We start from the raw sequence: 26,206 nt of genomic DNA on the forward strand, positions 1-26,206 counted from the left end.
ATCTTCCTTCTTCTTTTCGTATCCTACTTGTACCATTCGCTTCATATACTGGGATAAAGACAGGCCGTTAGAGAGGAAGGGAATGCTTTGAGAGCTCTCCTGTTAGTGGTTTTGTTTCTTGTTGCCTTTGACATGCACGCGCAGACGCCACTTCTTGCGCCGTATTTAAACGTATTGGGTGTATCCGCTGCGATGATTGGTTTCGTGCTCGGGGGATATGCGATCAGCAACTTGACAGGCAACCTGCTCGCAGGACCTTTTCTCGATCGCTATCCGAAAAAATGGTTTATCGCAGGTGGATTGATTTTGGCTGGTGTGATGCTGATTGGTCAAGGCATTGTGCAAAATACCGCGGGTTTCTTTACCTTTCGGCTGATGCTCGGGTTTTTGATGGCGTTTGTTTCTCCTGCTTGTTCTGCCTTGCTCGGAGAAACAGGGAAGACGGCACTTGAGCAGGGCGAGATCATGGGAAAAAAGGGATTGGTCCTTACCTCGGCAGGTATTGTATCCCCGGCAGTCGGTAGCTTTTTGGCGGTGCAGTTTGGTTATGGTCAATCATTTGTGATTCTCGGCTACATGATGATGATTGCTGGCGTTTTCGCTTGGATGATGCTGCCCGATAGAGTAGAGGGAAGCGCGCCGTCAACGCCAAGGATGAAAGGTGGGGGCAAGCAGAGCCTAACCGCCATCCTGGAAAATCGAATGCTGTATCCAGCGTTTCTTGGGGGATTTGCGATCATTTACGCACAAGGAACGATCATCTATGAAGTGCCTTTGCTCATCCAAAGACAGGGGATGTCCCCGGCCGTTACGGGGATATTATTCAGCTTGAAAGGGTTGGGAGCACTTGCGATTTTATGCCAGTTTTGGCTGCATCGCGTCCCTGTTGAGACGAGAACGTTTGCCGGATTGGGTGTGCTCAGCCTTCTTTTGTACGCCCTGGCAATCGGGCTGGCGATTCCGATTCACGTCATGATGTTTTTCTTTGGTGCATGCTTTGGGATGCTGTTTCCCGCTTTTGCAACCGTTTTGACGGTACATTCACCCCGAGAGTTATACGGGAGTGTGTTTAGTATTTACTCGGCGGTTTTGTCAATCGGAGCGGTATTGAGCCCAGTATTGGCAGGCTTGCTGGGGAATTGGCACCATTCCTACTTCATTGCGTTTTTTGTAACCGCGGGTGTCTGTCTGATCGGGGGACTGCATCGATTCTTGTTAAGCGGGGTTCCACGCTAGGAGGATACGGACTTTCTGCTTAGTAAGCAGGGGGTCTTTTTTCGTTTTCAAAATAAAAAGTTGAGCATCTTGCCATGATCCGCTATAATACCCATTGTGATTATGATAATTATTCTCAATGAAAATGCGGTCGAGTAGGCATTTGTCGCTGCTAGATGGCATGACGCAAATGGAGGAACACACCCATGAAAAAAACAGCCAAACTTTCAATAGCCAGTGTCGTATTGGCAAGCCTCGTTACAATCGTGAGCGCTTGCTCTGGCCAGCCGAACACTGCGAGTCCAGAGACACAGACGGGCAACAGCCAGACCGCGACACCAGCTGCGGAAGCTCCACGAGTACTGAAGGATGCGATGGGAAATGAAGTAACAGTCCCAGCTAAACCGCAGCGCGTGATCGCTTCTTACCTGGAGGATCATTTAGTAGCGTTGGGAGTGAAGCCAGTTGCTCAATGGTCAGTAGGGAACAACCAGGTACAAGGCTACCTGCAAAAAGAGTTGGCGGGTATTCCAGCGATTCCTTACGATCTGCCGCCAGAGGTCGTGATGAGCCACAGCCCTGACCTGATTATTTTGGAGAGCGCATCCCTAGTCCAAGGGGACAAGTATAGCCAGTACTCGAAAATTGCTCCTACTTATACCATTGGGAAAGAAAAGAACAGCGATTGGCGTAAAGAGCTTCTGACAGTAGGAGAAGTCCTCAACAAGGGGGAAGAAGCGAAGAAGGTGCTAGCGGATTATGAGACATTTGCAGCCGAGTCCAAGCAAAAGCTGCAGAAAGCGATCGGGGAAAAATCAGCTGCAGCACTGTGGATGACGGGGAAAAATGTGTACGTAGCACGTCAGGACTTGTCTAGCGGCGACGTGCTATACAAGGACCTCGGGTTTAAGGTTCCTGCCATCGTTCAGGAAATCTCCAAGTCAGGAGATGCAAACTGGAACGCGATTTCCATGGAAAAATTGGCTGAACTCGATGCCGAGTATTTGTTTATCGTAAACAGTAATCCGACTGCTGTGGAACAGCTTCAAAAGGATCCAGTTTGGACGAATATCCCTGCTGTGAAGAATGGCAATGCGTATACGTTTGCGAAAGATTCCAGCTGGCTTTACACTGGGGTTATTGCCAATCGTCAAATGATTGAGAATGTACTCAGCAACGTTATGAAATAAAGAAGAGAAAGCCTATCCACCCCTTGACGTTTCGTACGAAAGAGTGGATAGGCTTTTTACATGTGTTTCTTGCTATCTTGGGATTGGGGCCTTCTGGATTTTACATGTTTCAACTCCGCCACGATAATGAAGCTCACGATGACGAGCAAAAACCACGAGCTGATTTTACTGAGATGCACGAGCTCCCAACCTGCTCTTTGATTCGGATAATTCCAAGCGCCGAGGAACGTCGCTATATTTTCCGCAATCCAAATGAAAAAACCGATCAAAAAGTAGCCAAGAGGGATGGGCATGAAAAACCGCTCGTTCGCGACAGTAAAATATACACGTGTTTTCCAGAAGACAATGAAAATAGCTGCCATCAGCACCCAACGCAAATCCCAAATATAATGGTGGGTGAAAAAGTTCAGATAGATCATTGCACCCAAAATGGTGGCGATAATCTGATTCGGCCAACCGGTGAGAGAAACCTCTAGTCGACGCCAAGCTTGACATAAGTAGCTCGCGACACTGGCGTACATGAAGCCACTGTAAAGAGGAACACCAAACACTTTGCTGTACGCATCCTCTGGATAGCTCCAAGATCCCATATGCACCTTGAATATTTCCAAGCAGAGCCCGATCACGTGAAAGACCGTGATGACCTTCAATTCGTCCCGAGACTCCAAGCCGCTTTTCACCATGAAAATCTGAAAGAGGAGGCAGAGTAACAGCAGGAGGTCATATCTTGGCAAACCAGGAATGGTGACGAATTTGGATAAGGCGAGCGAACCGAAAATAAAGACCGGAAACAAGCAAGACATGGCTTCTTGATAACCGAAATGAAGCAATAAACGCATATATCGTATCATTTGTCTGTCCTTTACGTTTACGAGAGTAGTTTCAAAGGGCTAATCCGTAAGCACAAACCGCACAAGCCTATTAATAGCGGAAGGGAGCACGCTTACGTGGCCCTCATCTTCGAATTTGATGAAGCTCACTTGAACACCTTTGGTAGCGAGTGATTCCATGCGCTCGACGACGCGTTGTGCACCCTCGATCATGAAGGATAGCTCATCGCCGCCAACAATGACAAGCAGCTTTCGTTCATGATCGCCTTTCCAATGGGCGATGAAGCGCTCTTGCTCTCTTAATACCTCGTCGTTGCCCCACCAGACGGAAGGGCTGCCTGATACGACGTGTGAGAAAAGCTTCGGACGCGAGAACATCGTATACAGTGTGAAATGACCGCCCAACGAGTGGCCGAAAATCGCCTGTTTGCTCGGATTTACCTGCCATTCGGAAGAAACAGCTGGCATCAGCTGCTGTTCAAGGAAATCGAGAAACAAATCAACTCCACCATGCTCTGGCCAAGGCTGCCCATTCGGTCGGTCAGGAAGTGTAGCTGCGTCCACAGGCATGGTCAAATCGTAACAACGGCGGTCCATGTCAAATGGCAGACGGGACGGGTAGCCGATTCCTACAACAATGGCTGGGTTGAAGCCCTTGGGCTTGCGGGTTTGCAACTTCACTGTCTCGGCAATCGTTCCGAACATCGCATCGCCATCTACGGCATAAATAACCGCATATCCTTCGGGAGGGGCCTCAGCTTCCGGAATCGCAATCATAACCCGATAGTCATGACCTTGGCTTGATTGCAGTGTCCACTCTTCACAATTACGAGGGGAGTAGTCGTTTTTCTCTATGATTTTCATTTTGCAATCAATCCTTTCACATCGTCAATGACTTTCCTATGTGCGATCAGGCCGCCACTTAACCAGTGATCTCCCTCTACTTTAAACGTACGACCATTCCTCACAGCCTCCATGCTTTTCCAAACAGGACTCTCTGTTAATTCTTTCTCGAAGGCATCTCCCGTACCAGCATCATTGATGAGGAAAATATAGTCCGCATCCAAATCAGGTAAGCTCTCCAGTGATAAATTGATGTCACCGCCGGATACAACCTGGCTTGGCAAAAAGCCTAGCTCATTGGTAAGGACATATCCACTGAAGAAATCGTACTTGATGAAAAACATCCCTCTGCCATTGAAGCGAATGATCGCTGCTTTTTTGCCTTGGATATGAGGAGCCAGCTCCTTTTTGGCTGCCTCGACATGCTCCTTATATGTCTGTAAAGCTTTTTCAGCTTCCGCGGACTTGCCCAACAAATTGCCAACCACGCGTACGGAAGATTCAAGATCAGCATTTGCTTGCTTGAACACATATGTCGGCGCAATCATCTTATATTTATCGTACACGCCGCTTTCGATATGGTTGGCATTGTGCAAGAGGATGAGATCTGGCTCATGGGCCATAACCGCTTCCGGCTCTGGAGGCAATCCACCTGTGAAGGCAATGGACGGCACATCTTTTAGCTGATCTTGCAAATACATTTTTGGTCTTGAGCCAGAAGACCACTGCACGACCGGAGCAACACCCAGTGCGACCAAAGTATCTTCCAGATTGGGAGCGAATATTTTGGCAGGTGCGGCAGGCAATGTCACCTCGTTATCCATTTCATCTTTTAATACCCGCGGGGAGGTAGGGTGGTCAGAAGAGCTTTTTGCCGATCCTGCGACATTCCCAGTCGCAGACGAATCGACCTTCTGCGTCACTGCCTCACTGCTTACGTTGTTCCCACAGCCTGCTGCCAGTCCAGCAACGAGCATCGTCGTGGTCAGCATCAGCGCAAGACTTGTTTTCTTTGTCATACAAGTGGAATCCCCTCTCGTTGATAATGTTTCTCACTCGGGAACATTATAATTCACCCAAGAAAGGGGCTCCATGGACAATACCTTGAATCGCATTTGGACTTTTCCCCGTTACCATCAGCAGCATCTCATCCAGCATACGGTTCATGGCGACCGGTGAATACTCGTACCACGGATTAGAAGGCAAGGGGTAGAGATACCCATTTTGAACAGCGCGAAGTCCTCTCCAAATCGAATGGTGCTGGAGAGTCAGCCAGCTTAGACGTGTCGACTCATCCAGACAAACGAACAACAGGATTCGCTCCGGGTTAATGCTAGCAAGCTGCTCGAGTGTGATTGGCCGATTGCAAGGTTCCATTTCCTCTTCCACAAGAGAAAGCTGCAAATCGTCGCATAGAAGCTCCTTCATTCCCTTGTTGTTGTAAAGAAGGATGCCATCCCGATAAAGTCGAATGATCGCAAATTTATCTTGTTTGAGCACGGATTGCAGGTCTGCTCGAACGGCAGCAACCTTCGCCTCATAAGAAGCAATCCAGGCGTCACAAGCTGCTTCTTTGGCCGTGTAGCTGGCAACCTCACGTAATTGCTCCTTCCAGCCAGAAGATTGGAGGGTCATTACGTCAATGCCGTGTACGGACAAACGTTGTCTGGTATTATCGGCAAGCTCCATGTGGCTAATGACAACATCCGGCTTGGCACCCAGAAGCATGACTTCCTGATCGTCATCGTTCCACGGTGTTTCGACCGCTTTTAGATGAACCGCGATCTGTTGCTGATACTGCTGATAGTAATAGGGGGTCCACTTCGCATCCAAAGGAGCAGCGACTGGTATAATCCCCAGTACTACTAGATGTCCCAGCAGGGAAGGGGAGTAGACGGCAACTTTTCGCACGGAAGCTCTTTCATACGCGGAGGGGGATACACCCACTTCCTTTTTGAACTTCCGGCTAAAGTAAAACTCATCGCTGTACCCGATTGTTTTCGCAATATCGCGCAGCTTCATATCTGTCTCGCGTAACAATCGCTTGGCGTGATTGATACGCAGACTCGTTACATAATCCATGACACTTTGTCCGTAAGCTTTCTTGAACGAATCGCCAAAATAGCTCGGACTTAAGTTCGCCATCGCTGCCAACGTAGTTACGTTTAATGGACGATCGAAGTTACAGATCATATAGACGCGAACCTCGTTGAGTGACATTTTGCGACTAGGCTCGTATTCTTCGTTATGCTTCATGAATCCATCCACCTTTTCAGGCACGTGCAGATGCTTGTGATAATGATAATTATTATCTATGAATGGTGACGAAAATGATAGAGGAAGAAAAAATAAGACGACCGCTCCTACTGTAGGTAGGGAAGCGATCGCCGCCAGTTCAATTATGGATTACTCTTCGCCGGTCGCTACCGGATTATCTGGATACGAGCTCCAATCACTCCAACTGCCCAAATACAATTTCACATCGGTTCGACCTGCAGCATGGAAAGCGAGCAAATTGGAGCAAGCCGTCACGCCTGAGCCGCAATAGACGATCAATTCTTTATCAGCGTAAGGAGCGAGACGCTTTTGCAGCTCGTCTGCTGGAAGCATTGTCTGATCCGCAGCCAGGTTGTCCTTATAAAAGAAATTGTGCGCCCCGGGTATGTGACCTGCTTTTGCGTCGATCGGTTCGTTCTCGCCGCGGTAGCGTTCTGGTGCACGAGAATCGAGCAATACAGTATGTTCACTGCGTTTTTTGACACCTTCCATGTCAACCAGCATATCGTGACGTACATGGGGGACGAACTGACGAGCTTGTACAGTAGGTACTTCTGCTGTTACCTCATAGCCAGCCTTTTTCCAAGCAGCGTATCCGCCGTCGAGGACAGCTACCTGATCGTGACCAAGGTATCGCAGCAGCCACCATAGCCGTCCTGCCATCGCCATTTCCTGATCATCGTAGGCAATGACAGTCGTGTTGGCATCGATTCCCGCATTTGAAAAATGGGCAGCCAGCAGATCCGTATCTGGTAGGGGATGACGTCCACCATGCTCGCTTTTGGTGCCAGAAAGGTCACGGTTCAGATGAAAGTAGAGGGCTTGCGGGATATGGTCCTTCGTGTATTCCTCTGCACCTGCTTCAGAAGCACTTAAAGCAAAACGACAATCGACGACCACCAAATTTTCATCGTTCAGATGATCCTTGAGCCATTGAGGTGTGACAAGTGCTTGCATGAATCTCCCTACTTTCTCTTTTTTCTTCATCATAGCAGATGGTGATCCAATCAGGTACAATAAATAAGGGATTGTGGCTAGGAGAGAGGTGAAGAGCGATGAAGCGTTTTATTCGCTATTTTTTTGAGGGGTTATTGTTTGTCATTCCTTTGGCAGTAACGATTTATATTTTGTACTGGATTTTCACGACCGTGGATAACTGGTTCTATCTGCTGGTCCATAGGTGGTTTAATCTCCAAATTCCAGGACTGGGTGTCCTCTTGACTATACTTGGCATCACGATTGTAGGATTCCTTGCATCCAATGTACTGACACGTGGAGTGCTTTCGCTGGTATCCACTGTCTTCGAGAAAGTGCCGTTTATCAAACTCATTTATACGTCCATCAAGGATTTGATCGGAGCGTTTGTAGGGGAGAAGAAGAGCTTTGACAAGCCGGTGCTCGTGACGCTATCCAAGGATGGAAATGCGAAGGCCATTGGGTTTATTACAAAGGAAAGCCTCGATTCTTTCGGCCTCAGCGACCACGTAGCAGTCTATCTGCCGCAGTCGTACAATTTTGCGGGAAATCTCCTGTTGTTTCCGAGTGATCAGGTACAGCTGCTTGATACGGAAAGCTCAGAAGTCATGGCATTCCTGGTATCGGGTGGGGTGTCCGGAGGGCTGCAAAACGGTAACAAAAAAAGCAGCGATGCGTAAATCTATCTAAATTCGACTGTTCCACACAAAAAAGACACTCAAGCGAGTTTGAGTGTCTTTTCATTTCAGTAACGTTAGCTGCTAAAAAATCCACTATGGCTGGAATATTTGCGACGATAGTGGCGATGACCGTATGTTCGATGCCCCATCTTCCACGAGGGCCGATATCGGTAATCACTGCTGCTGTACTTGTGATAGCCACGTCCGGTCATTTTCCATAAGAACCGGGCGCCTTTCTTAAAGAGGACCGCCACAATGACAACCGCAACGATCAAAATAACGAAACCGATCCCCAAAATCGTGAGTAGGACTGACATCCACATCGTCTCCTCGCCTAAAAGGTCTTACCTTTTTTACGGATGACTCCACTGGAAGTTTCAATTATCCCTCGGCATTCAAATATTTCTCATAGGGCGTGTAGTCGATTTCTTTGGATTGCAGGTGGGCAATGAGCCATTTATGGTCACGCTTGGGGGTTGCTACGATGTATCCCTTTACAATCAAATCTGTTGTAATGGTGCTTGCTTTCTCTTCTAATGCAATCTGGCCGATTTTCGCTGCGATGGAACGTCTCGCAACATCACGAAACAACTGTGGCACAGGATCAACCAGTTCATTGAGTAAGGTCAAACCCTCATCTGTCCAGAGCGAACGTGTCTGATCAATGTAATGGTCTTGCCAATCCAAGTCAGATTTTCCGTCTTGCTTGGGCATGGACTTGAGAAATTTACGGAACATGAAATACCCGCCAATCGCCATCAGACTTACGAGAACAATGGTCCAGCCAACGATAAACAGGGAAAACCCTGTAGACATTTCACCCATACCTTGTACACCTCATTACCAATATCCATTCATTAGTAAAATTGTACCTTATTTTGGTTCGGGCAACAAACTTTTTGTGCGTTTACCTATCCTAAGGGGTTTGCTCTTCCCAAGAACACATACAATTTAGTATGATTAGAATTAATCTTTATTGGGAGTTGACGCTCATGTTCAAGCTTGGACAACGCGTCGTCATTGTTGCCGACTCCTTCGAGCAGGGTTTGCCTTTGGGTGAATACGGTTACCTGATTGCTCGTGACCGCAATCCGGACAGCGCATTTTCCTGGGTTTTACGCATTCCGAAAATTGATAAGCATATCGCCGTTGTAGAAGAGGATATCGCCTTGGAGGAGCAATTGCTGGAGGAAGAAGCAAACCGCATCTCGCATGAGGCTTTACTTGACTTTGCATTGGCGACAAGGAACGAAGCACTGTTTCGACAACTGATGGGCATGGAAGATGCAGAAGAGGCAAATGACGAACCGGCGAAGGAATCAATGGAGGAATTTATCCGTAAAGTAAATATCAAAGCATGGATCTAATTGGCGATACAAGCATTTGAAACTTTTGTGAGGAAATGAAAGCGAGGCTGTTTCATGTCTGAATTTGTGACGTTTACCAATGAGCTTGGTCAAACCATCGATATGTCCCGAGAGGATTACCAGAAAAAAATAATTCCGCAAAATCTGGATAAGTACTGGGATGAAAAAGATAAGCTTCGCGATTTTGCGATGGAGTTGGTGAAGGGTCAATTTCACGAGCAAGCCGCTGTCGCTGCCGACAGGCTTCTCGAATTATACGGGCCAATTGAGTCTGCTCTCATTTTCCGTGCAGTCGTTCATATGCAGGCGAGAGAGTTTGAAAGCGCTAAAAAAATCCTGACAGATTGTCTGGAACGATTCCCGTCATCGGGTACGGCTTGCACCAATTTGGCAAAAATCTTCGCGTTTGAGGGAGATGAGCCAAAAGCGTTCGAGACACTACATACAGGTTTGCACAAAGACCCGAATCAAGAAAATGGCTTGAACATGTTTGTCGAGAGCTTCTTGCAAAGAGGGAAAAAGGATGAGCTAAAAGGGCAGCTGGAGGCGCTGGCAAGTAAAGAAGGAGCTTGGAGACCACAGCTTCAACTGGCTCGTCTTGCTTTGACGGAGGAGGACCTCCTGAATGCGATGAAATGGTACACGGTAGCGATTGAAGGAGCGAAGGACCGCTTTGAGGTCGTCATGACTGTGACTGGTGAATTGGGACAAGCGGGTTATGTCTATCAATTGATTCAGATTTGTGAAAAGTTCTGGACGCCACATTTCCCGTATCCGTATGCGGGCTTCAACTATGCCAATGCTCTGTTGGCGACTGATCAAATGGAAAAGGCAATCGGCATCCTGCGCAACATGCAAGAGCATTTGCCAGATAACTACAAGCCAATGGTCGATCACTTCCTGAATCGAGTACCTGGAGCGCTCGAAGTGGAAGCAGCCGCCCAACAGAAAGTCGTCGATAGCCAAATGGATGATCCGACGACGAAGAAGAGCAAGTGGAAGTTTTGGAAGTAAATCGATAGCTAGAGCGCCCGGCATTTCACTGTCGGGCGTTTTTCTGTAAGAAGGGGGATTGTGCGATGCTGCATCATGTGGAAGTGAATGTCTCCAATCTGGCGCGCTCAAAAGATTTTTGGGGGTGGTTGCTGGAGGGTGAGCTGGGTTATACGCGGTATCAGGAATGGGCCAGTGGGGTAAGCTGGAAACAGAATGGCACCTATCTGGTATTCGTCCAGACAGAAGAGCGATTCCTCGACATTTCGTATCACCGTTGTCGTGTCGGTTTGAATCATCTGGCATTTTACGCACGGGATCGGGAACATGTGGAAAAGCTGCGGGAGGAAGCTGCCCGTCGCGGCATCTCCTTACTTTATCAGGATCGGCATCCCCATGCTGGAGGAGAGGGACATTATGCTTTGTTTTTCGAGGACCCAGATAGAATAAAGGTCGAAATCGTGGCACCCTGATCTCCCCGGGAACATATTAGTCCATGAAAAAACGGTGCAATCATCCCCGGTAGATGGTTGGCACCGTTTTTTAGAAGCCATCTATTTGAACTGGCTGGTGAGCCGCCGCTCTATATAGGCTACTCCTTGATACATCAGGGTAGCGATGACCGCGATAATGGCTAAGCTCATCATGACCAGGGTGAAATTAAACACTTGGAAGCCGTATATGATCAAATACCCCAAGCCTTGCTGGGATACGAGAAACTCTCCGACGATGACGCCTACCCACGAAAGTCCGACATTTACCTTCAGCGTTGCGAGAAGGGTTGGAATGGTAGCCGGCAAAATGACGAGCGTGAAGATTTGCCGTTTGCTCCCTCCGAGTGTTTGCACGACTTTGACGTAGTTTTGATTGACTTCCTTGAAGCTGGTGTAGACGTTGATCGTGGTGATGATGACCGAGATCGCGCACCCCATAGCTATGACGGAGAGCAAACCTGGACCAAAGCCGACGATAAAAACCGGACCGAGGGCTACCTTTGGCATACTGTTGGCAATAACCAGGTAAGGCTCTAGTACGCGGGAGAGAAAAGGGGACCACCATATGATCGTTGCCATGACGGTTCCCAGAATCGTTCCTAAGAGAAAGCCGATAATCGTTTCCCATACAGTCAAGCCAACATGCGGGAGAAGACTGCCATCTTGCAGCTGCAACCAAAATTGAGCCCAAATCTTGGAGGGATAGCTGAAGATGAGCGCATTTATGGTATTGGTTCGAGCCAACAGCTCCCATAAGCCGAGAAAAACGAGAAAGAGGAGCAGTTGTGTGGAAAAAACGGAAAAGCTCATACGCTTTTCTAGCTCCAAGTAGCGGCGATGGACGGATTCAATTTCCTTTGGCTGCATCAGACACTACCTCCATCTCTTTCCACACGCGATGGAACAAGTCTTGGAATCCTTCATGATTTCTGGCGTCGAAGGGCAGAGCATCCCGAATCGGGCTGGGTATGACAATCTCGCTGTTGATACGTCCCGGGTTGCGTGAAAAGATATAAACGCGATCGCCCATCGCGATCGATTCGGAGAGATCATGTGTTACAAGGACTGCCGTTTTTTTATGCCGACGCAGTGTTGAAAAAATCAAGTCTTCTAGCTTGAGTTTGGTCTGATAGTCCAATGCCGAAAATGGTTCGTCAAGTAACAGCACATCCGGTTGACAGGCGAGTGTTCGGACGAGGGCAACCCGTTGCCGCATGCCGCCTGACAGCTGCAGGGGAGAGGATTTGCGCACATCCGACAGCTCCATTTCATCCAGCAGATGCAGCGCGTACTCCTCTGTTTCTTTGGTTCGGATGCCTTGGATATCGAGTCCGAGAAACACGTTGTCTTCGATGGAGCGCCAGTTGAACAAATAATCTTGCTGCAGCATGTAGCCAACTTGCCTAGACGTTCCTTGGACTTCTCTTCCGTCGATCCACACCTTGCCTGCTGTCGGCTTCTCCAGCCCTGCGATCAGGGAGAGCAGCGTCGTCTTTCCACAACCGCTGGGACCAACCAGACAAATGAATTCGCCTTCCTCCACGCGCAGGTTAATGTCTTGGGCCGCCATGAACGCCCTGGTCGTGGATAAATAAAGATGGGTCACGTGGCCGAGTTCTATTTTTGCCGGCGTAGAAGAAATCTGCTTCATGACGGCCTATTTCCCTTCTTTGGATTGGATAGCAAAAGTGGTGTTTACCAGCTTGTTGTAATCAGCGCGTTGCTTTAATTCACCAGCGGAATCCATAATATCTTGTAGCTGGTTCCATTCTTTTTCGTCCAGAATGGGATCTGTCGCATAGGAGCCTTGCTCCAGGTAACGCTGTACAGCGGTTTCCAGAATCTTTGGATCGATTTGCTCGAAGTACTTGCCTATTACATCAGCCGTTTCTTTTGCACTGTGGCTGGCAACCCACTGTTGCCCTTTGTAGACCGCATTGGTAAACTTTTGGATAGCTGCTGCGTTGCTGTCGATATAGCTTTGTTTTGTCATGAAGACAGTGTAAGGAACGGTTCCGCTCTCTTTGCCAAAAGAGGCGACGACATGGCCGATTCCTTCCTGTTCAAAGCGAGAGGCTTCCGGTTCGAACAACTGTACATACGCTCCTGTACCAGATGCGAAGGAAGAGGCAATGTTTTTGAATTCGATATTCTGAATAAGTTCCAGGTCGCCTTGCGGATTGATGTTGTGCTTTTTGAGTACATACTCTCCGACCATTTGCGGCATGCCGCCTTTACGTTGCCCCAAGAAGACACTGCCTTTTAGCTTGTCGAAAGTAAAGTCATCCATTTTGGTGCGGGAGACGAGGAAGGTACCATCCGTTTGTGTGAGCTGCGCGAAGTTGACAACGGGATCGGCAGCTCCTTGCTGAGAGACGTAGATGCTGGTCTCGGAGCCGACGAGCGCGACCTCGATGCCGCCAGATAACAGAGCCGCCATCACTTTATCTCCGCCGGGAATGGTTGAGAGCTCCACTTCCAGACCTTCTTCCTTGAAAAATCCTTTTTCAAGTGCGACATATTGCGGGGCGTAAAACAAAGAACGAGTCACTTCACCAATTCTTATTTTTTCGGGAGTGCTGGAGCAGCCAGTCAAGACGGCCGTCATAACGAGAAAAGCGGCCAGCCCCAGCGCCAAAAATCGTTTCATGATAAGGAGTCCCTCCTTGCTAGGCTTTGTATGTTGTAGGCTATGCGCCCAGACAAAAAAGGGTGAATGCCTAGAGATAGAGACAGGCACATGATGAGGGAAGGCCACAAAGGAGATGGACATAGCGTGATCGTTACATTTTTAGGCACCGGATCAGGTGCACCCACTACGCGAAGAAATGTGAGTGGGATCGGCTTGCGATTTTTACAGGCAGGAAAGTGGTGGTTGTTTGACTGCGGAGAGGGGACGCAGCACCAGCTACTGCGAGCACCGATGAAAATCAGTCAATTGGACAAAATCTTTATCACCCATCTGCATGGGGATCATCTGTACGGACTGATCGGACTGCTTGCGAGCCGGTCATTGCGCAATACCGAGCCAACTCCGTTAGAGCTGTACGGACCACCGGGGCTCGATAAATATTTTCGAGCGATCATGGAGGCAAGTCCGGTTCATTTGCAATATCCATTAGAAATAAAAATCGTCAGTGAGGGCGTAATCTACGAGGACGAAGAGATCGTGGTGAGCTGTCGGATGGCGAAGCATCGCGTGCCTTCGTTTGCTTATGCCGTGGTGGAAAAGGAGAAGACAGGAGCATTTCAAGTAGAACTGGCAAAGCAGGCCGGGGTGCCGTCAGGGCCGCTGTTTGGAGCCTTGAAGAGAGGAGAACAGGTCACACTCGAGGATGGTCGTGTTCTGGACGGGAAGGACTTCGTTGGAGAGCCGCAGCCAGGACGCAAAATCGTCTTCAGTGGAGATACGGAACCGAGCCAAGCGGTACTCGAGCTGGCAAAAGGGGCAGATTTGCTCGTCCACGAAGCCACCTACGCCCATCACGACAAGGAGCTGGCGACCAGAAGCGGGCATTCCACAGCACGCGAGGCGGCCCAAATTGCCAAAGAGGCTGGCGTGAAACAACTGTGTCTGACTCACTTCAGTCCACGTTATGAAGATGAAGACGGGGATTTTTCGATGGAGGATTTGTTGGCAGAGGCGCAGCAAATTTTCCCAGCGACCCAATTGGCTGACGATCTCGGCAGCATTTCTGTCAAGCGAGAGAGAAACGATGGGAGAAAGAAATAATCCTTGCTATAATGAATGATCACGATGGAGGAGGTGGGGGAGCATGAAGCGGATTACCTTTGCTACACCAGAAGAACTTATTCAACATTGTCAGTCGGAAGAAGTCAGCCTCGTTGTCGAATATCGAGACGAAGTGAACAAGCAACGCCAGGTCATTTTGACGGGAGAGCAGCTTGCAGAGGCACAGACCTACCTAAACTTCTCCAAATCCGAAGCGTATTACCGGAAGGACGGACTTTTTTACGAAGTCATCGCAGGCTGGAAGTAAAACACATCGTCAGGAGATGAGTAGACGTGTCTGGCAGAGGTTCCAACCGGTCTATTGCGGTTCGCTACATGATGTTTGTGCTTGGCTTGTTCGTTGGTGCATTCGGTACGGTGCTGGCCATTAAGGCAAACTTAGGCGTAGCACCCTGGGAAACCTTTCACATCGGCCTGCAAAAAACATTTGGATTAACGATTGGCCTATGGTCTCAGATCGTAGGAGTTGTTGTCATTTTCGCCACGTATTTAGTGGCAAAAATCAAGCCTAATTTTGGAATGTTCTTAAATATGATTTGCTTTGGCTTTTTTCTCGATCTTATATTATGGTTGGATTTTATTCCTGAACTGCAATCAATTTGGGCGAGGTTCTTGATGTTTCTCGCAGGTGTTGTGGTTCTGGCTGTCGGAATCGGGATGTATTTGTCTCCTTCTCTTGGTGCGGGTCCGCGTGACAGCTTTATGCTGGCGATGAACGAGCGTCTTGGCTGGAGTATCCAGCGAGTCCGCCTCATCATAGAAGTAACCGTCCTGCTTGCAGGAGCTGCTTTGGGTGGACCTGTGTCAATCGGCACGATTCTGATCGCGCTGTTAACGGGACCAATGATTCAACGGACGATTCCGTTTTGGCGTCAAGTTATGAAAAAACAGTATGAACTGCCCGAGCCAGTTGAAAGACAAGCGAGCTAATCTCCATTCCATTTGCCAGTAGCTGTGTGAAAATCCGGGAAAAACGGTCTTGTATAGGCGATGGTCCAATCATCTTTGAGCATTCGCACATACAGTATGACTAGTTGCTGGCAAAGGAGGGAAAGCGAATGAGTCTGTTCAACGGAGGATTTGACGACTTTGCTTTAATACTGGTGTTGTTCGTATTGCTCGTTATCGTTGCTTGCTCTTGCGACTAACGAAAAACACTGGGTAGCTTCGCCAGAGGGAGAGCGATTTTTCGCTCTCTCTTTTGTTTTGCATGAAAAAGGCTTCGCCAAAGAGTGGCGAAGCCAAGGGTAGACATATCTTATCCGAGACGATCATGCACTTGCTTTTTTACACTGGACATTTGCTGGTCGGATAATTTGACACCGACTGCCTTGCTGACTTTTTTAATCAGCTCGCTTAATTTCTTGTCGTCCTTCAAGTCTTTCATGGAAAAGTCTTTTGCCAGTGATCGTACATCGCCCATCGTCCATTTTTTCTTGCTTTTCTTGTTGATGGACTTCAGTAAATCACGTGGATTGCCCTTCGCTTTGAGCTTGACTTTTGCCCTTGCTTTTCCTTTTGCTTTTGCCATGATGCTTCGCTCCTTTCAAAAGAATACGTCTGCCCTATGCAGTTATATGGAAAAGCAAGGGGGTTCGCTTGGACAGATTCACGCCGCTTTTCGCCTATTTTGCTTAACGTTGTGCAATGGCCCAAACCCATAGGGGGAGCCATGACATAGGATGAGTCAGAACGATGCATGACAGGAGGCTAGTAGGTTGAAAATTGTCAGCTTTCATCGGGATACGCCATTTACCGAGATACTGTCAGATTTGAAAACCAAGGTTCTGACCAAAACCGAGAGACTTCCATGGCGATGCTATGATGACCTTTCTTGCTTGTGTGTCAAACAAAAGATTTTTGAGCAGCATGAGGAGCTTTTTCGAAGGTATAAAGCGATGGTGGAAGAGAACATTACCGTAAGCGTCCATGCGGAAGGGGAGGATGAAATCCCGTGGGGCGTGCGATATGTAGGGGCACAAAGATTGTGGCGAAAGGGGCGCGGAGCAGGCGTCAAAGTCGCTGTCATCGATACAGGAATCTCCCGGGATCATTTTGATTTGAGAGATCAAATAAAGGGCGGCATCCAGCTTGTACGCGGCAAACAAAATGGACACGGTACGCATGTCGCAGGAATCATCGTAGCTGAGATGAACCAAAGAGGAATTGTGGGAGTGTCTCCTGAGGCCCATTTGTATGACGTCCGTGCTTTTGATCATGAAGGTCAATCATCTTTGTCGACCATTTTGCAGGCGCTGCAATGGTCGATTGCCAATAAGATGGATGTGATCAACATGAGCTTTGGCATGCCCCAATATAGCGAAGCAATGGCGCGAGCAGTTGGCAGGGCCCATCAGCAAGGAATCGTACTGGTGGCTTCTGCAGGGAACGGAGGGGGAGAAGCGGAGTATCCCGCGCGGTACGATGGTGTCATAGGGGTTAGTGCGATTGATCAAACCGGAAAATTGGCATCGTTCAGTGCGAGAGGCAAGGGCGTAAATATGAAGGCACCCGGAGTTGATATTTTGTCTACGTGGCCGGGCAATCAGTTTAAAAAGCTGAATGGTACTTCTATGGCTGCCCCGCATGTGGCAGGGCTGAAAGCGCTAGAAATTGGTCGCAAACGAAAAAAAGCGTAGTGTTCCTACGAAAAACAGCTCCCAGGCTAAAATGCAGCCAAGGAGCTGTTGCTTTTTATAAACGAATTATTGATGGATTTTGGTGTCATGGTCTTGCTGGACACGGAACCATATATTAAGATCGTTAATAACACTGGCCAATTCGTGGATCTCGCTGTTCAATTCGCAAGATCTTACGAAATTTTCCTCTTCGGACATTTGTTTGGTTTTCTCAATGATAACCTGCTCTACCCGGTGTATTTGATCCGGAATGGTTGCTCGGATTTCTTCCCATTCCAGCAACATGTCCGCTCTTTCTACAGTCGAATAATCTTCCCATTCCAGATGCAGCACGGGAAGTCGTATACCTAGCCGTTCATCATGGATAAATTGATAACGCAAAGGTGAACTCACTCCTCTCCACCTCCATCATACCAAAAATGAATCGGTACGGGGAGAGAAATACACACGAAAGGAGCAACCATGTCAAAAGGACGTGTTCTTATCGATGCGGATGCTTGTCCGCGCCAGGCACTCTTAACTGCCCAAGCATTGTGCAAAGAGCTCGACTGGATCTGTTTGACCTTTGCCAGTTATAATCATCAAATCGGCAATGCAAATCATGTGACGGTAGATGCCGGGCCACAAGCGGTAGATATGAAGCTGGCGAACGAAACGAGTCCGGGGGATGTCGTGGTGACACAAGATATCGGTCTGGCAGCGCTCATTCTCGGGAAGAAAGCCCATGCCCTCACACCACACGGGATGGTTTTTGACCCAGAACGGATTGCGTTTCACTTGGAAGAACGAAATGAAAAAGCGAGATATCGACGCGGGGGAGGTCGTACGAAGGGGCCTGCTGCTCGTACACGAGAAGACGATCAACGATTTGCTGAGTCCCTGCGCTTTTTGATGGAAAGAGGAGATCACCCATGATTCAGACAACTAGAAAAAATGGATATGTAGGCGGAGCACTAACGTTTGCTGTTTTTGCTACGATCATGTTTGCCCTCTACCTAGCAGGGAGAGTGGCAGGTATGGATCAAGCTGCCATCGCATTTGCCGATTCGATTCGCTCGGATGTTGGGACTGCCTTTTTTCGATTGGTAACCAATCTGGGCGGAGGCATGTTCCTTGTACCAGTAGCAGTGATTATGATCGTTGTCCTATACATAAAGAAATATCGTGTGGAGGCAATGTTTGTTCTCATTTCCCTCGGTGTCAGTGAAGTCGCAAATGAGCTTTTAAAGCTGTTTTTTGCCAGACCTAGACCGAGTGGCGTCAATCTGATTGAACTGCCGGAGTCCTTTTCGTTTCCGAGTGGTCATGCGATGATTGGACCAGCCTTTTATTGCATGGTCGGGTTTTGGATTGCCCAGTGGTTTGCGGAGAAAAGATGGTCGTCGCTTGTGCAGCCTGCGATTTTTATTTTCGTGGCATTGCTCGCGTTCAGCCGTGTGTACTTGGGCGTTCATTTTTTGAGTGATGTGCTTACCGGCTTTTTCCTGTCGATGTGCTGGTACTTTCTCCTTCGTCTTGGCTATGAAGAATGGATGGGGAGACGAAGCACAGTCGTCGACCCCATACCGCATTCCAGATAATCACGAAGCTAGGTGGAATACCCTAATTCACCCATTAAACTCAGCCATTTTTCTACGCTGGGTTTATTTTTTTTGTCCTTCGGCAAGACGATGTATGCCGAGCGTTTGGGAGGCTTATTGCCTGTGATGATCAGTTCCTTCAAGGTACCAGCCGCAAGCTCGGCTTTGACGGTAGAGCGCGTCAACAAGCTCACGCCGAGACCTTCTTTTATCAAATCGATGGCGAGCTCCGCTTTGTCTACTGTTAGCTTGGGTACGTAATTTCGCGGCAGTGTTTGTCTTATCCACTCGTTAAAAGGAGGGCCCCAATTCATGTACAGCAGAGGCAGATTGCGCAGTTCGCGCGAATCGACGTGAGTAGATGCGGCGATGGAGCTCTCTGGACAGCAAACTAGGACAATTTCATCATCCCATGTTGGAATGACGTCAAAGTTGGGCAAGGATGGAGGAACGTATACGATTCCGATTTGAATCACGTTGTCCAGCAAATACTGGATGACATCGGACGAGTGGCCTGTCTTTGTGCTGATGGCAATTTGTGGATACCGGTAGTGGTACTCTTTCAAGATTGGTTCGAGGGTGGATGTCCAGATCGCGTTTAAGCTGCCAATCGATAAATAGTCTTCATAAGGCTGGAGTGAGGCGACTTCATTTAGGGCTTCATGGGACAGTTTGAGGATTCTCTCTGCATACGGTAAAAGGGTTAAGCCCGCTTGGGTTATCTCAACACTTCTTTTATCACGAATGAAAAGAGGTTTGCCAACTTTTTCTTCCAGTTGCTTGATTCGCATTGTCACCGTAGACTGGACTAAGTGGAGCATTTCCGCAGCCTTGGTGAAATTTTTCGTTTGGGCCAATGTGTAGAAAGCGCGTAATTGTTCGAAGTCCATACAGTTGGAATCCCTCTTATCTAAATATTTGATTACCATATACAAAATTGTTCGTTTCCCAAATTATACCCTGTTCGCTAAGCTGGGGATATCCTTATTTCATGGGCTATCGGGAGAGCGAGGGGTATTGAAATGAAGTGGGAATGGTGGCGAGAAACGCCCTTTTCAGTGAAGCTCTTGTTAAGCACATCTTTTATGATGAATATGGGTTTTTATGCATTAATCCCATATCTCACTTTGTATTTGACAGGCAGCATCGGCTGGACACTGGCGATGGCAGGAATTGTCCTGAGTGTGAGACAGTTCTCGCAGCAAGGTCTTGCCTTTCTTGGCGGTGTGATCGCGGATGCCTTCGGGTACAAAGGGGCGATGTTCCTCGGGTTGGGCGTGCGTGCTGTTGGTTTTGCGATGTTCGCTTTTTGTACCGAGACGTGGCACTTTTTTGTTGCCGCGATTCTTTCCGGTTTGGGTGGGGCGTTGTTTGAGCCTGCATGTTCTGCTGCCTATGCCATTATTACGCCTGAGGCCATTCGAAAAGAAGTATTCTCCCTTCGCAATGTGCTTGGCAATATTGCAGTTGTCGGCTCTCAAATCGTGGGGACAGCACTCTCGGCTATTGATTTTACTTACATTTCGCTGTTTGCAGGGGCGGTTTTTGGTGTGAATGCCATCGTGATCTTCTTTTTATTCCCACCGATTCGCGCCACGAATACACGGCATAGTATATGGGAAAGTATGTCTACGGTAGTGAAGGACAAGCTGTTTGTACGTTATACCTTTATTTTGATGGGGTATTATTACTTGAATATGCAGGTGTTTTTAACCATTCCGCTATTTGTTGAAAATGTTACACATAGCAAGGTGAATGTAGGGATCGTGCTTTCTGCGCTTTCGCTGTTTGTGATCTTATTTCAAATGAAAGTGACACAATTGCTGGAGGGTTATCCGCAAAGGCTTACCTTGATTGGCATCGGGACGTTGTTTATGAGCGTGGGACTATTTTTGTTCACGTTTGCTGATTCATTGTGGCTCATTCTCTTGGATGTGTTCCTTTTTGCACTAGGTACCATGATTGCTGTTCCGAATCTGGTGGATGTCGTTCCCCGTTTTGCTCCTAAGGATTTGGTGGGCGCCTATTATGGCTTTAACGGATATTCGATTGCCATCGGAGGTTCATTTGGACAGGTAGCGGGAGGATGGGTGTACGATGTCGGGCTTCGTTTGCAAACGCCGTGGCTGCCGTGGACCATTTGTTTGGTCATTGGTTTTTGGGTGGCCTGGATGCTGCATCGTATGGAACAACAAACCGGACAAATCGGGAATGATTTGAAGAAAATAGCTCGCTCATAAATATTTTTGGGCGAAATGAAACATTTTCCATTGTTCATACGTATATATCGATAGAGATGATTGGCGCAAGAAAGTGAGGGAATTTTATGGAAGATATGAAAAAGCTGAAGCGCATGTTGCTGGTAACGAGTTCCCTTGGATTTGCAGTCTTTGCCATGGTAGTCGTTACGGAAATTGTCCGAATCTCATTGTAGCAATGCCAAGCCTAACGCATCGCATATAAAACATGAAAAGCTTGCAGTCCCTTCTTGAAAGTAGGGGGCTGCAAGCTTTTCTTTTTGATTTACGCTTCGAGTTTCTTTTTAAAATGGAATTGATACACGCATATCGCAATGATCATGAACGGAACTCCGCAGTACAAGGCTATGCGCTGTTCTGGATCGAATGCCAAACTCACGAGAACGAGCAAGTTCAAGATCAAGGAAATCAAAGGCAGTATAGGGTACAAAGGTGTACGGAACTTCAGGTCCTCCAGCTTGCCTCCATTTTTCAAGTAATGGCGACGGAAAGCGAGCTGCGAAGCGGAGATGGAGATCCATCCCACCTGTGCGCCGAGACCAGCGATGGACAAGAGCACCATGAACACCGTATCTTCTGCAAAAATACCGGACAGAAGAGACAAGAGAGCAATGGCAAACGTAATCAACAAAGCGTTCATCGGAATGCCTTTTCCATTTACCGCCCCAAGCTTTTTCGAAGCCATTCCTTCTTTGGACAGGGAGTAAAGCATACGAGTTGCTGCGTACAAACCAGAGTTGGCCACAGACAGAAGTGCTGTCAGGACAACGAAGTTCATAATGTCAGCTGCATAAGGAATCCCAATGCTGTCAAATACGACGACAAATGGACTTTCAATCACACCCGCCTGTTGGTGTGGAATCATCCCTGCCACAATGGCAATCGCCAGAATGAAGAATACGAGTGTGCGCCAAACCGTCGTACGAATGGCCTTCGGAATCGTCTTCTCTGGATTCTCACTTTCTCCAGCCGCAATCCCGATTAACTCGGTACCTTGAAAGGAGAAGTTCACGGTGATCATCGTCATCAGCAAGCCTGTAATTCCAAAGGGGAGAAGCGGGCTTTCTGTAAAGTTGGTGAGCATTGGCGCAGGCTGACCGTTTTTTAGGTCGATAATGCCAAACATCGCCGCTCCACCCAAGATGATGAACAAGATGATAGCGCTTACTTTAATGCTGGAAAACCAGAACTCAGATTCACCGAACGCTCGAGCAGATAAAGCATTTAATAAGAAGAGCACTACACCGAAGATCGCACACCACATCCAAACAGGTGAGTCAGGGAACCAACGTTGCATCAGCAATCCTGATGACAACAACTCTAAAGCAACGGTCACGGCCCAACCAAGCCAATACAACCAGCCTACACCAAACCCAAGTGCTGGGCTAACAAAGCGAGTCATATATGTTTGGAACGAACCGGCCACTGGCATGGCAACTGTGAGCTCGCCCAGACATAGCATAGTCAGGTACATGATAAAGCCGCCGACTAAATAGGAGAGAATGGCACCAACTGGTCCTGCCTGACTAATTGTATAACCTGATCCGAGGAATAACCCGGTTCCGATTACGCCGCCAAGAGAAATCATAAAGAGGTGTCTGCTGTTCATCGTGCGTTTCAATTGATTGTGCTGTTCCATGTTGCTTTGGGACATATAACCCTCTCCTTCACGCGAGTATGTTAAATGGATGTATGCGTTTTCAGGCGCGATAGCGATATATGCTCTGCAAGAATGATACCAAATGAAATACTTTATGAAAATATTATTTTTGAGGTATATCCTGGCAAAAAGTGCAAAATGATTCGGCAGTTGATGCAAAATAATTAAAAAAACGCCAAATCTCTTGGCGTTTATTAAAATTGATAAGGGAATAATTGGATTGGCTGAATAGCATCTCATGAGATTATCATGCAAGTTTTTTAGGGAACGATGAACCAACAAAACTGTCGAGAAGAAAAAGCGCAGGGCTCGTAGACCTTGACAAAGCCTACCCAGTCGGAACTGCAAAAAGGGGACCACGCTTGTCGAACACTTCTTCCTCGAGAACCTTCCGCCCGTAGGGTGGCTTTGGCTCGACGGACCCCTTTTTGCAGTGGAGACGGACAGTGAATCACCTTTGCAAGCGTGTCAGAGTCGAAGAGGACTGTGCTTTTTCTTCTCCTCCACTATGTTGACTCAAACCAAAACGTTTTTATTGGTATGCTTTACCCCTTAATCCCCAGCTTACGCAAACGATATTGCAAGCTCTGACGACTGATTTGTAATTCCTTGGCTGCTCTTGAAATATTTCCGTTATAGCGTTCCACAACATGGTGAATATATGCTGTTTCAAATTCTTGCATCGTTTCCTTCAACGGCTTTCCTTCGTCCACAAATGGCAACGTGTGGGGGGAAGGTTGCTCGATTGTTACAGAAGCGGCTGGCATACGACGCAAAAAGTGTAAGGGCAAGTGTTCATAACGGATGGTTGATTCGTCAATCATCAGATTCATGGCCCCCTCAATCAAGTGCTGAAGTTCACGCACATTGCCAGGCCAGTCATGCTGAATAAAAAATTGCAGAACCTCGTCACTGATGCTTCTTACCTCCATTTGGAACAACTCATTGTATTTTTCGATAAAATGGCTGACCAGCATCGGAATATCTTCCTTGCGTTCCCGAAGCGGGGGGAGAAATAACGTGACGACTCCGAGCCGATAGTACAGGTCTTTTCGCAAATGCGAATTGGCGATTGCTTCAACAGGATCTTCATTGATAGCCGCAATAATTCGTACATCGATCGTTCGATCCTTTGTGTCACCAATACGTCTGATCGACTTCTCTTGCAGAGCACGCAACAATTTTGCTTGTAGTGGCATACTAAGCGAGTTGATTTCGTCGAGAAAAAGTGTTCCGCCTTCTGCTTGCTCAAACAATCCAGGTCGCTCTACTGCGCCGGTAAATGCTCCGCGAGCAGTTCCAAACAATAACCCTTCGATCAGGCTATCCGGAAGTGCAGCGCAGTTTTGTGAGATAAGGGGACCAGATGCACGCAGGCTGGCATTATGGATGCTTTGCACGAACAGCTCTTTCCCGGCACCAGTCTCACCGACTACCAATACGGATGAGGAGGTGCGTGCTGCGCGTTTGGCATTCTCGATGACATCGAGAATTGGACCGCTTCTCCCGATAATGTGCTCGAATGTGTAGCGTGACCCGTTTTTTTGCAGCAGGTTTTCTCTGATCAATCGTTCCATCTTGGTAACATCATTGGCGATTTCCATCGCCCCGATGATCTTGCCATTTTCAATGATGGGGTACGTATTGTTGATGGTTGAAATTTCTTTTTGCTTGTCATTGAAATACGTTTGGCGTGTATTGCGGATGCTATTTCCGGTACGCAAGCATGTGAGCAAGGTACTTTCCTGACCAGACGGGAACTGAAAAACTTCTGCCAAAGGTTTGTGCAAAACGTCTTGTCTGGTCATCGATTCCAGCTCGGTCATTTTGGCATTGTAAACAATCGTTGTCCCGTCCGAATCGATGACGTGTACACCTTCATTCATTCTGTCCAAAGTATGTTCATAAATGCGCAAGAGAGTGTCAGCAGAAGAATTATGCGTAGAAGACGACACTGTGGTCACCAGCCTTTCCTTATGAGGGTATCATAGCATAAAGGGAATGAGTGCAAAAACATTATGCACTGCAAAAGATTATGAATGCGAGATGCAAAATTTTTTTGCTCAACTCATCGAATTGGATCGACTTTTTGGGGTTTTGCTGTTTGGCATCGTTCTTGCTAGATAATTTTAGCAAGTGATCTTGAAGGAGGCTAACGACATGAGTAAAACAAACGTGGTTATTGAACAAACAGAAAAATTTGGAGCGCACAACTATCATCCGCTACCGATCGTTATTTCCAAAGCAGAAGGCGTATGGGTACACGATCCGGAAGGCAATAAATATCTGGATATGCTGAGTGCATATTCTGCGCTGAACCAAGGACATCGTCATCCACGTATCATCCAAGCTCTGAAAGATCAAGCAGATAAAGTAACGCTCACTTCCCGAGCTTTTTACAATGACCAACTGGGTGAATTCTACGAAAAGCTCTCTGCGGTGACAGGTAAAGAAATGATCCTGCCAATGAACACCGGTGCTGAAGCAGTAGAGACGGCACTCAAAGCAGTTCGTCGCTGGGCTTATGATGTGAAAAAAGTACCAGAAAACCAAGCAGAAATCATCGTATGTGAAGGCAACTTCCATGGTCGTACTGTCACAGTGACTTCCTTCTCTTCTGCCGAGGAGTACAGACGTGGCTTCGGGCCATTTACACCTGGTTTCAAAATCATTCCTTATGGCGATATTGAAGCGCTTAAGCAAGCGATTACACCGAATACAGCAGCATTCATGCTGGAGCCAATTCAAGGAGAAGCAGGGATCATCATTCCGCAAGAGGGCTTCTTGAAGCAGGCACAAGAGGTATGTAAAGCAAACAACGTACTCTTGGTCAGCGATGAGATCCAAACGGGCTTCGGACGCACAGGTAAAATGTTTGCCAGCGATTGGGAAAATGTAGTACCAGATATGTACATCATGGGGAAAGCTCTTGGTGGTGGCGTGTTCCCAATCTCCGCAGTAGCTGCAGATAAAGAGATCTTGAGCGTATTTGAGCCAGGCTCCCACGGTTCTACTTTTGGAGGAAACCCACTCGGATGTGCGGTTGCCATCGCAGCTATGGATGTATTGGCTGACGAAGGTCTCGTACAGCGCTCCCTGGAAATGGGCGCATACTTCATGGAGAAATTGAAAGAAATCAACAACCCGATTATCAAGGAAATTCGCGGACGCGGTCTGTTCATTGGCTTGGAGCTGACTACAGCGGCTCGTCCATATTGCGAAAAACTAAAAGAACTGGGACTCCTGTGCAAAGAAACACATGAGACAACCATTCGCTTTGCACCGCCACTTGTTATCAGCAAAGAAGACCTGGATTGGGCAATTGATCGCATCAAACAAGTTCTGCACGTGACAGAAGCAGCAAACGCATAAAAGCAACAAGGAAAGCCATCCTGTACAGGGTGGCTTTTTTTGGGGTTATTATGACAGAATAATCGCATCATTCGTTCGA

The 26,206-nt window shown here is 47.8% G+C and carries 30 protein-coding genes; 15 read left to right on the plus strand and 15 right to left on the minus strand.

The features are described from left to right. Nucleotides 1-87 precede the first annotated feature (87 nt). Nucleotides 88-1,236, plus strand: a complete 1,149-nt coding sequence (locus M3630_RS07770) for an MFS transporter (protein ID WP_173609698.1) — start codon at nucleotides 88-90, stop codon at nucleotides 1,234-1,236. A gap of 185 nt (nucleotides 1,237-1,421) precedes the next feature. Beyond that, a complete protein-coding gene (locus tag M3630_RS07775; RefSeq protein WP_251251754.1) occupies nucleotides 1,422-2,405 on the plus strand; it encodes an ABC transporter substrate-binding protein in 984 nt (327 codons plus the stop codon). Between the two features lie 56 nt (nucleotides 2,406-2,461). Here M3630_RS07775 and M3630_RS07780 read toward each other — a convergent pair whose 3' ends face one another. The 5 genes from M3630_RS07780 to M3630_RS07800 form a co-directional block, all read right to left on the minus strand. Next, nucleotides 2,462-3,256: a DUF817 domain-containing protein gene (locus M3630_RS07780; protein WP_251251755.1), complete on the minus strand. Its 795-nt coding sequence runs from the start codon at nucleotides 3,254-3,256 to the stop codon at nucleotides 2,462-2,464. Between the two features lie 39 nt (nucleotides 3,257-3,295). Beyond that, the gene (locus M3630_RS07785; protein ID WP_251251756.1) at nucleotides 3,296-4,099 is read right to left on the minus strand and encodes an alpha/beta hydrolase; all 804 of its coding nucleotides are present in this window, start codon (nucleotides 4,097-4,099) and stop codon (nucleotides 3,296-3,298) included. Further along, on the minus strand, nucleotides 4,096-5,097 hold the full coding sequence (locus M3630_RS07790; RefSeq protein WP_251251757.1) for an ABC transporter substrate-binding protein: 1,002 nt from the start codon (nucleotides 5,095-5,097) through the stop codon (nucleotides 4,096-4,098). Before M3630_RS07790 ends, M3630_RS07785 begins: the two co-directional genes overlap by 4 nt. A 46-nt stretch (nucleotides 5,098-5,143) precedes the next feature. Next, nucleotides 5,144-6,334: a helix-turn-helix domain-containing protein gene (locus M3630_RS07795; protein WP_251251758.1), complete on the minus strand. Its 1,191-nt coding sequence runs from the start codon at nucleotides 6,332-6,334 to the stop codon at nucleotides 5,144-5,146. A gap of 150 nt (nucleotides 6,335-6,484) precedes the next feature. Continuing rightward, nucleotides 6,485-7,312 (minus strand): sulfurtransferase, encoded by an 828-nt coding sequence (locus M3630_RS07800; protein ID WP_173609842.1) that lies wholly within the window; start codon nucleotides 7,310-7,312, stop codon nucleotides 6,485-6,487. 98 nt (nucleotides 7,313-7,410) lie between these two features. Between M3630_RS07800 and M3630_RS07805 the strand changes: the two genes are divergently transcribed. Then, nucleotides 7,411-8,010, plus strand: coding sequence for a DUF502 domain-containing protein (locus tag M3630_RS07805; protein ID WP_251251759.1), 600 nt, complete (start codon nucleotides 7,411-7,413; stop codon nucleotides 8,008-8,010). A gap of 74 nt (nucleotides 8,011-8,084) precedes the next feature. Here M3630_RS07805 and M3630_RS07810 read toward each other — a convergent pair whose 3' ends face one another. Both M3630_RS07810 and M3630_RS07815 read right to left on the minus strand, forming a co-directional pair. Further along, the gene (locus M3630_RS07810; RefSeq protein WP_221867184.1) at nucleotides 8,085-8,327 is read right to left on the minus strand and encodes a hypothetical protein; all 243 of its coding nucleotides are present in this window, start codon (nucleotides 8,325-8,327) and stop codon (nucleotides 8,085-8,087) included. Between the two features lie 64 nt (nucleotides 8,328-8,391). Further along, nucleotides 8,392-8,835 carry a DUF2621 domain-containing protein gene (locus M3630_RS07815; RefSeq protein ID WP_285860346.1) on the minus strand — a complete coding sequence of 148 codons (444 nt, stop codon included), beginning with the start codon at nucleotides 8,833-8,835 and terminating at the stop codon, nucleotides 8,392-8,394. A gap of 167 nt (nucleotides 8,836-9,002) precedes the next feature. Between M3630_RS07815 and M3630_RS07820 the strand changes: the two genes are divergently transcribed. The 3 genes from M3630_RS07820 to M3630_RS07830 all read left to right on the plus strand — a co-directional run bounded on the left by M3630_RS07820 (nucleotide 9,003) and on the right by M3630_RS07830 (nucleotide 10,843). After that, nucleotides 9,003-9,377 (plus strand): hypothetical protein, encoded by a 375-nt coding sequence (locus M3630_RS07820; protein WP_012685928.1) that lies wholly within the window; start codon nucleotides 9,003-9,005, stop codon nucleotides 9,375-9,377. Nucleotides 9,378-9,431: 54 nt separating this feature from the next. After that, complete coding sequence (locus M3630_RS07825) at nucleotides 9,432-10,391, plus strand: tetratricopeptide repeat protein (protein ID WP_251251760.1); 960 nt, start codon at nucleotides 9,432-9,434, stop codon at nucleotides 10,389-10,391. A 65-nt stretch (nucleotides 10,392-10,456) separates the two neighbouring features. Continuing rightward, nucleotides 10,457-10,843, plus strand: coding sequence for a VOC family protein (locus M3630_RS07830; protein WP_221867182.1), 387 nt, complete (start codon nucleotides 10,457-10,459; stop codon nucleotides 10,841-10,843). 81 nt (nucleotides 10,844-10,924) lie between these two features. On the opposite strand, the gene M3630_RS07835 is transcribed toward M3630_RS07830, so the two are convergent. Genes M3630_RS07835 through M3630_RS07845 form a run of 3 tightly spaced genes read right to left on the minus strand, consistent with a single transcriptional unit; the run spans nucleotide 10,925 to nucleotide 13,514 of the window. Next, nucleotides 10,925-11,731, minus strand: a complete 807-nt coding sequence (locus M3630_RS07835) for an ABC transporter permease (protein WP_251251761.1) — start codon at nucleotides 11,729-11,731, stop codon at nucleotides 10,925-10,927. After that, nucleotides 11,712-12,515 carry an ABC transporter ATP-binding protein gene (locus tag M3630_RS07840; RefSeq protein WP_251251762.1) on the minus strand — a complete coding sequence of 268 codons (804 nt, stop codon included), beginning with the start codon at nucleotides 12,513-12,515 and terminating at the stop codon, nucleotides 11,712-11,714. Before M3630_RS07840 ends, M3630_RS07835 begins: the two co-directional genes overlap by 20 nt. 6 nt (nucleotides 12,516-12,521) lie before the next feature. After that, complete coding sequence (locus M3630_RS07845) at nucleotides 12,522-13,514, minus strand: ABC transporter substrate-binding protein (protein ID WP_173609685.1); 993 nt, start codon at nucleotides 13,512-13,514, stop codon at nucleotides 12,522-12,524. Nucleotides 13,515-13,640: 126 nt separating this feature from the next. On the opposite strand from M3630_RS07845, the gene rnz reads away from it, so the two are divergent. From rnz to M3630_RS07865, 4 genes are all read left to right on the plus strand, one after another. Further along, nucleotides 13,641-14,597, plus strand: a complete 957-nt coding sequence (rnz, locus tag M3630_RS07850; protein ID WP_251251763.1) for a ribonuclease Z — start codon at nucleotides 13,641-13,643, stop codon at nucleotides 14,595-14,597. 43 nt (nucleotides 14,598-14,640) lie between these two features. Continuing rightward, nucleotides 14,641-14,865 (plus strand): hypothetical protein, encoded by a 225-nt coding sequence (locus M3630_RS07855; protein WP_088907054.1) that lies wholly within the window; start codon nucleotides 14,641-14,643, stop codon nucleotides 14,863-14,865. Between the two features lie 26 nt (nucleotides 14,866-14,891). Beyond that, on the plus strand, nucleotides 14,892-15,548 hold the full coding sequence (locus M3630_RS07860) for a YczE/YyaS/YitT family protein (RefSeq protein WP_173609683.1): 657 nt from the start codon (nucleotides 14,892-14,894) through the stop codon (nucleotides 15,546-15,548). Nucleotides 15,549-15,676: 128 nt separating this feature from the next. Next, nucleotides 15,677-15,766 carry a YjcZ family sporulation protein gene (locus M3630_RS07865; RefSeq protein WP_100169674.1) on the plus strand — a complete coding sequence of 30 codons (90 nt, stop codon included), beginning with the start codon at nucleotides 15,677-15,679 and terminating at the stop codon, nucleotides 15,764-15,766. A 110-nt stretch (nucleotides 15,767-15,876) separates the two neighbouring features. Here the strand turns inward: M3630_RS07865 and M3630_RS07870 are convergent, their stop codons facing one another. Next, on the minus strand, nucleotides 15,877-16,149 hold the full coding sequence (locus M3630_RS07870; RefSeq protein WP_173609682.1) for a stage VI sporulation protein F: 273 nt from the start codon (nucleotides 16,147-16,149) through the stop codon (nucleotides 15,877-15,879). Between the two features lie 187 nt (nucleotides 16,150-16,336). On the opposite strand from M3630_RS07870, the gene M3630_RS07875 reads away from it, so the two are divergent. Beyond that, entirely contained in the window at nucleotides 16,337-17,257 is a 921-nt protein-coding gene (locus tag M3630_RS07875; RefSeq protein WP_173609681.1) for a S8 family peptidase, read from the plus strand. Nucleotides 17,258-17,323: 66 nt separating this feature from the next. On the opposite strand, the gene M3630_RS07880 is transcribed toward M3630_RS07875, so the two are convergent. After that, nucleotides 17,324-17,650: a hypothetical protein gene (locus tag M3630_RS07880; protein WP_173609680.1), complete on the minus strand. Its 327-nt coding sequence runs from the start codon at nucleotides 17,648-17,650 to the stop codon at nucleotides 17,324-17,326. Nucleotides 17,651-17,719: 69 nt separating this feature from the next. Between M3630_RS07880 and M3630_RS07885 the strand changes: the two genes are divergently transcribed. Further along, complete coding sequence (locus tag M3630_RS07885; protein WP_251251764.1) at nucleotides 17,720-18,172, plus strand: YaiI/YqxD family protein; 453 nt, start codon at nucleotides 17,720-17,722, stop codon at nucleotides 18,170-18,172. Then, nucleotides 18,169-18,837 (plus strand): phosphatase PAP2 family protein, encoded by a 669-nt coding sequence (locus M3630_RS07890; protein ID WP_251251765.1) that lies wholly within the window; start codon nucleotides 18,169-18,171, stop codon nucleotides 18,835-18,837. Before M3630_RS07885 ends, M3630_RS07890 begins: the two co-directional genes overlap by 4 nt. A gap of 8 nt (nucleotides 18,838-18,845) precedes the next feature. On the opposite strand, the gene M3630_RS07895 is transcribed toward M3630_RS07890, so the two are convergent. Then, complete coding sequence (locus M3630_RS07895; RefSeq protein WP_251251766.1) at nucleotides 18,846-19,727, minus strand: LysR family transcriptional regulator; 882 nt, start codon at nucleotides 19,725-19,727, stop codon at nucleotides 18,846-18,848. Between the two features lie 132 nt (nucleotides 19,728-19,859). Here M3630_RS07895 and M3630_RS07900 point away from each other — a divergent pair, with 132 nt between their 5' ends. Beyond that, nucleotides 19,860-21,077, plus strand: coding sequence for an MDR family MFS transporter (locus M3630_RS07900; RefSeq protein ID WP_251251767.1), 1,218 nt, complete (start codon nucleotides 19,860-19,862; stop codon nucleotides 21,075-21,077). Nucleotides 21,078-21,360: 283 nt separating this feature from the next. On the opposite strand, the gene M3630_RS07905 is transcribed toward M3630_RS07900, so the two are convergent. Further along, entirely contained in the window at nucleotides 21,361-22,749 is a 1,389-nt protein-coding gene (locus M3630_RS07905) for an amino acid permease (protein ID WP_251251768.1), read from the minus strand. Between the two features lie 551 nt (nucleotides 22,750-23,300). After that, complete coding sequence (locus tag M3630_RS07910) at nucleotides 23,301-24,719, minus strand: sigma-54 interaction domain-containing protein (protein ID WP_353057223.1); 1,419 nt, start codon at nucleotides 24,717-24,719, stop codon at nucleotides 23,301-23,303. Nucleotides 24,720-24,915: 196 nt separating this feature from the next. Between M3630_RS07910 and M3630_RS07915 the strand changes: the two genes are divergently transcribed. Beyond that, a complete protein-coding gene (locus M3630_RS07915; protein ID WP_173609673.1) occupies nucleotides 24,916-26,127 on the plus strand; it encodes an ornithine--oxo-acid transaminase in 1,212 nt (403 codons plus the stop codon). The last annotated feature ends 79 nt before the right edge of the window (nucleotides 26,128-26,206 follow it).

Source organism: Brevibacillus sp. MER 51 (assembly GCF_023714195.1).
Lineage (GTDB): Bacteria > Bacillota > Bacilli > Brevibacillales > Brevibacillaceae > Brevibacillus.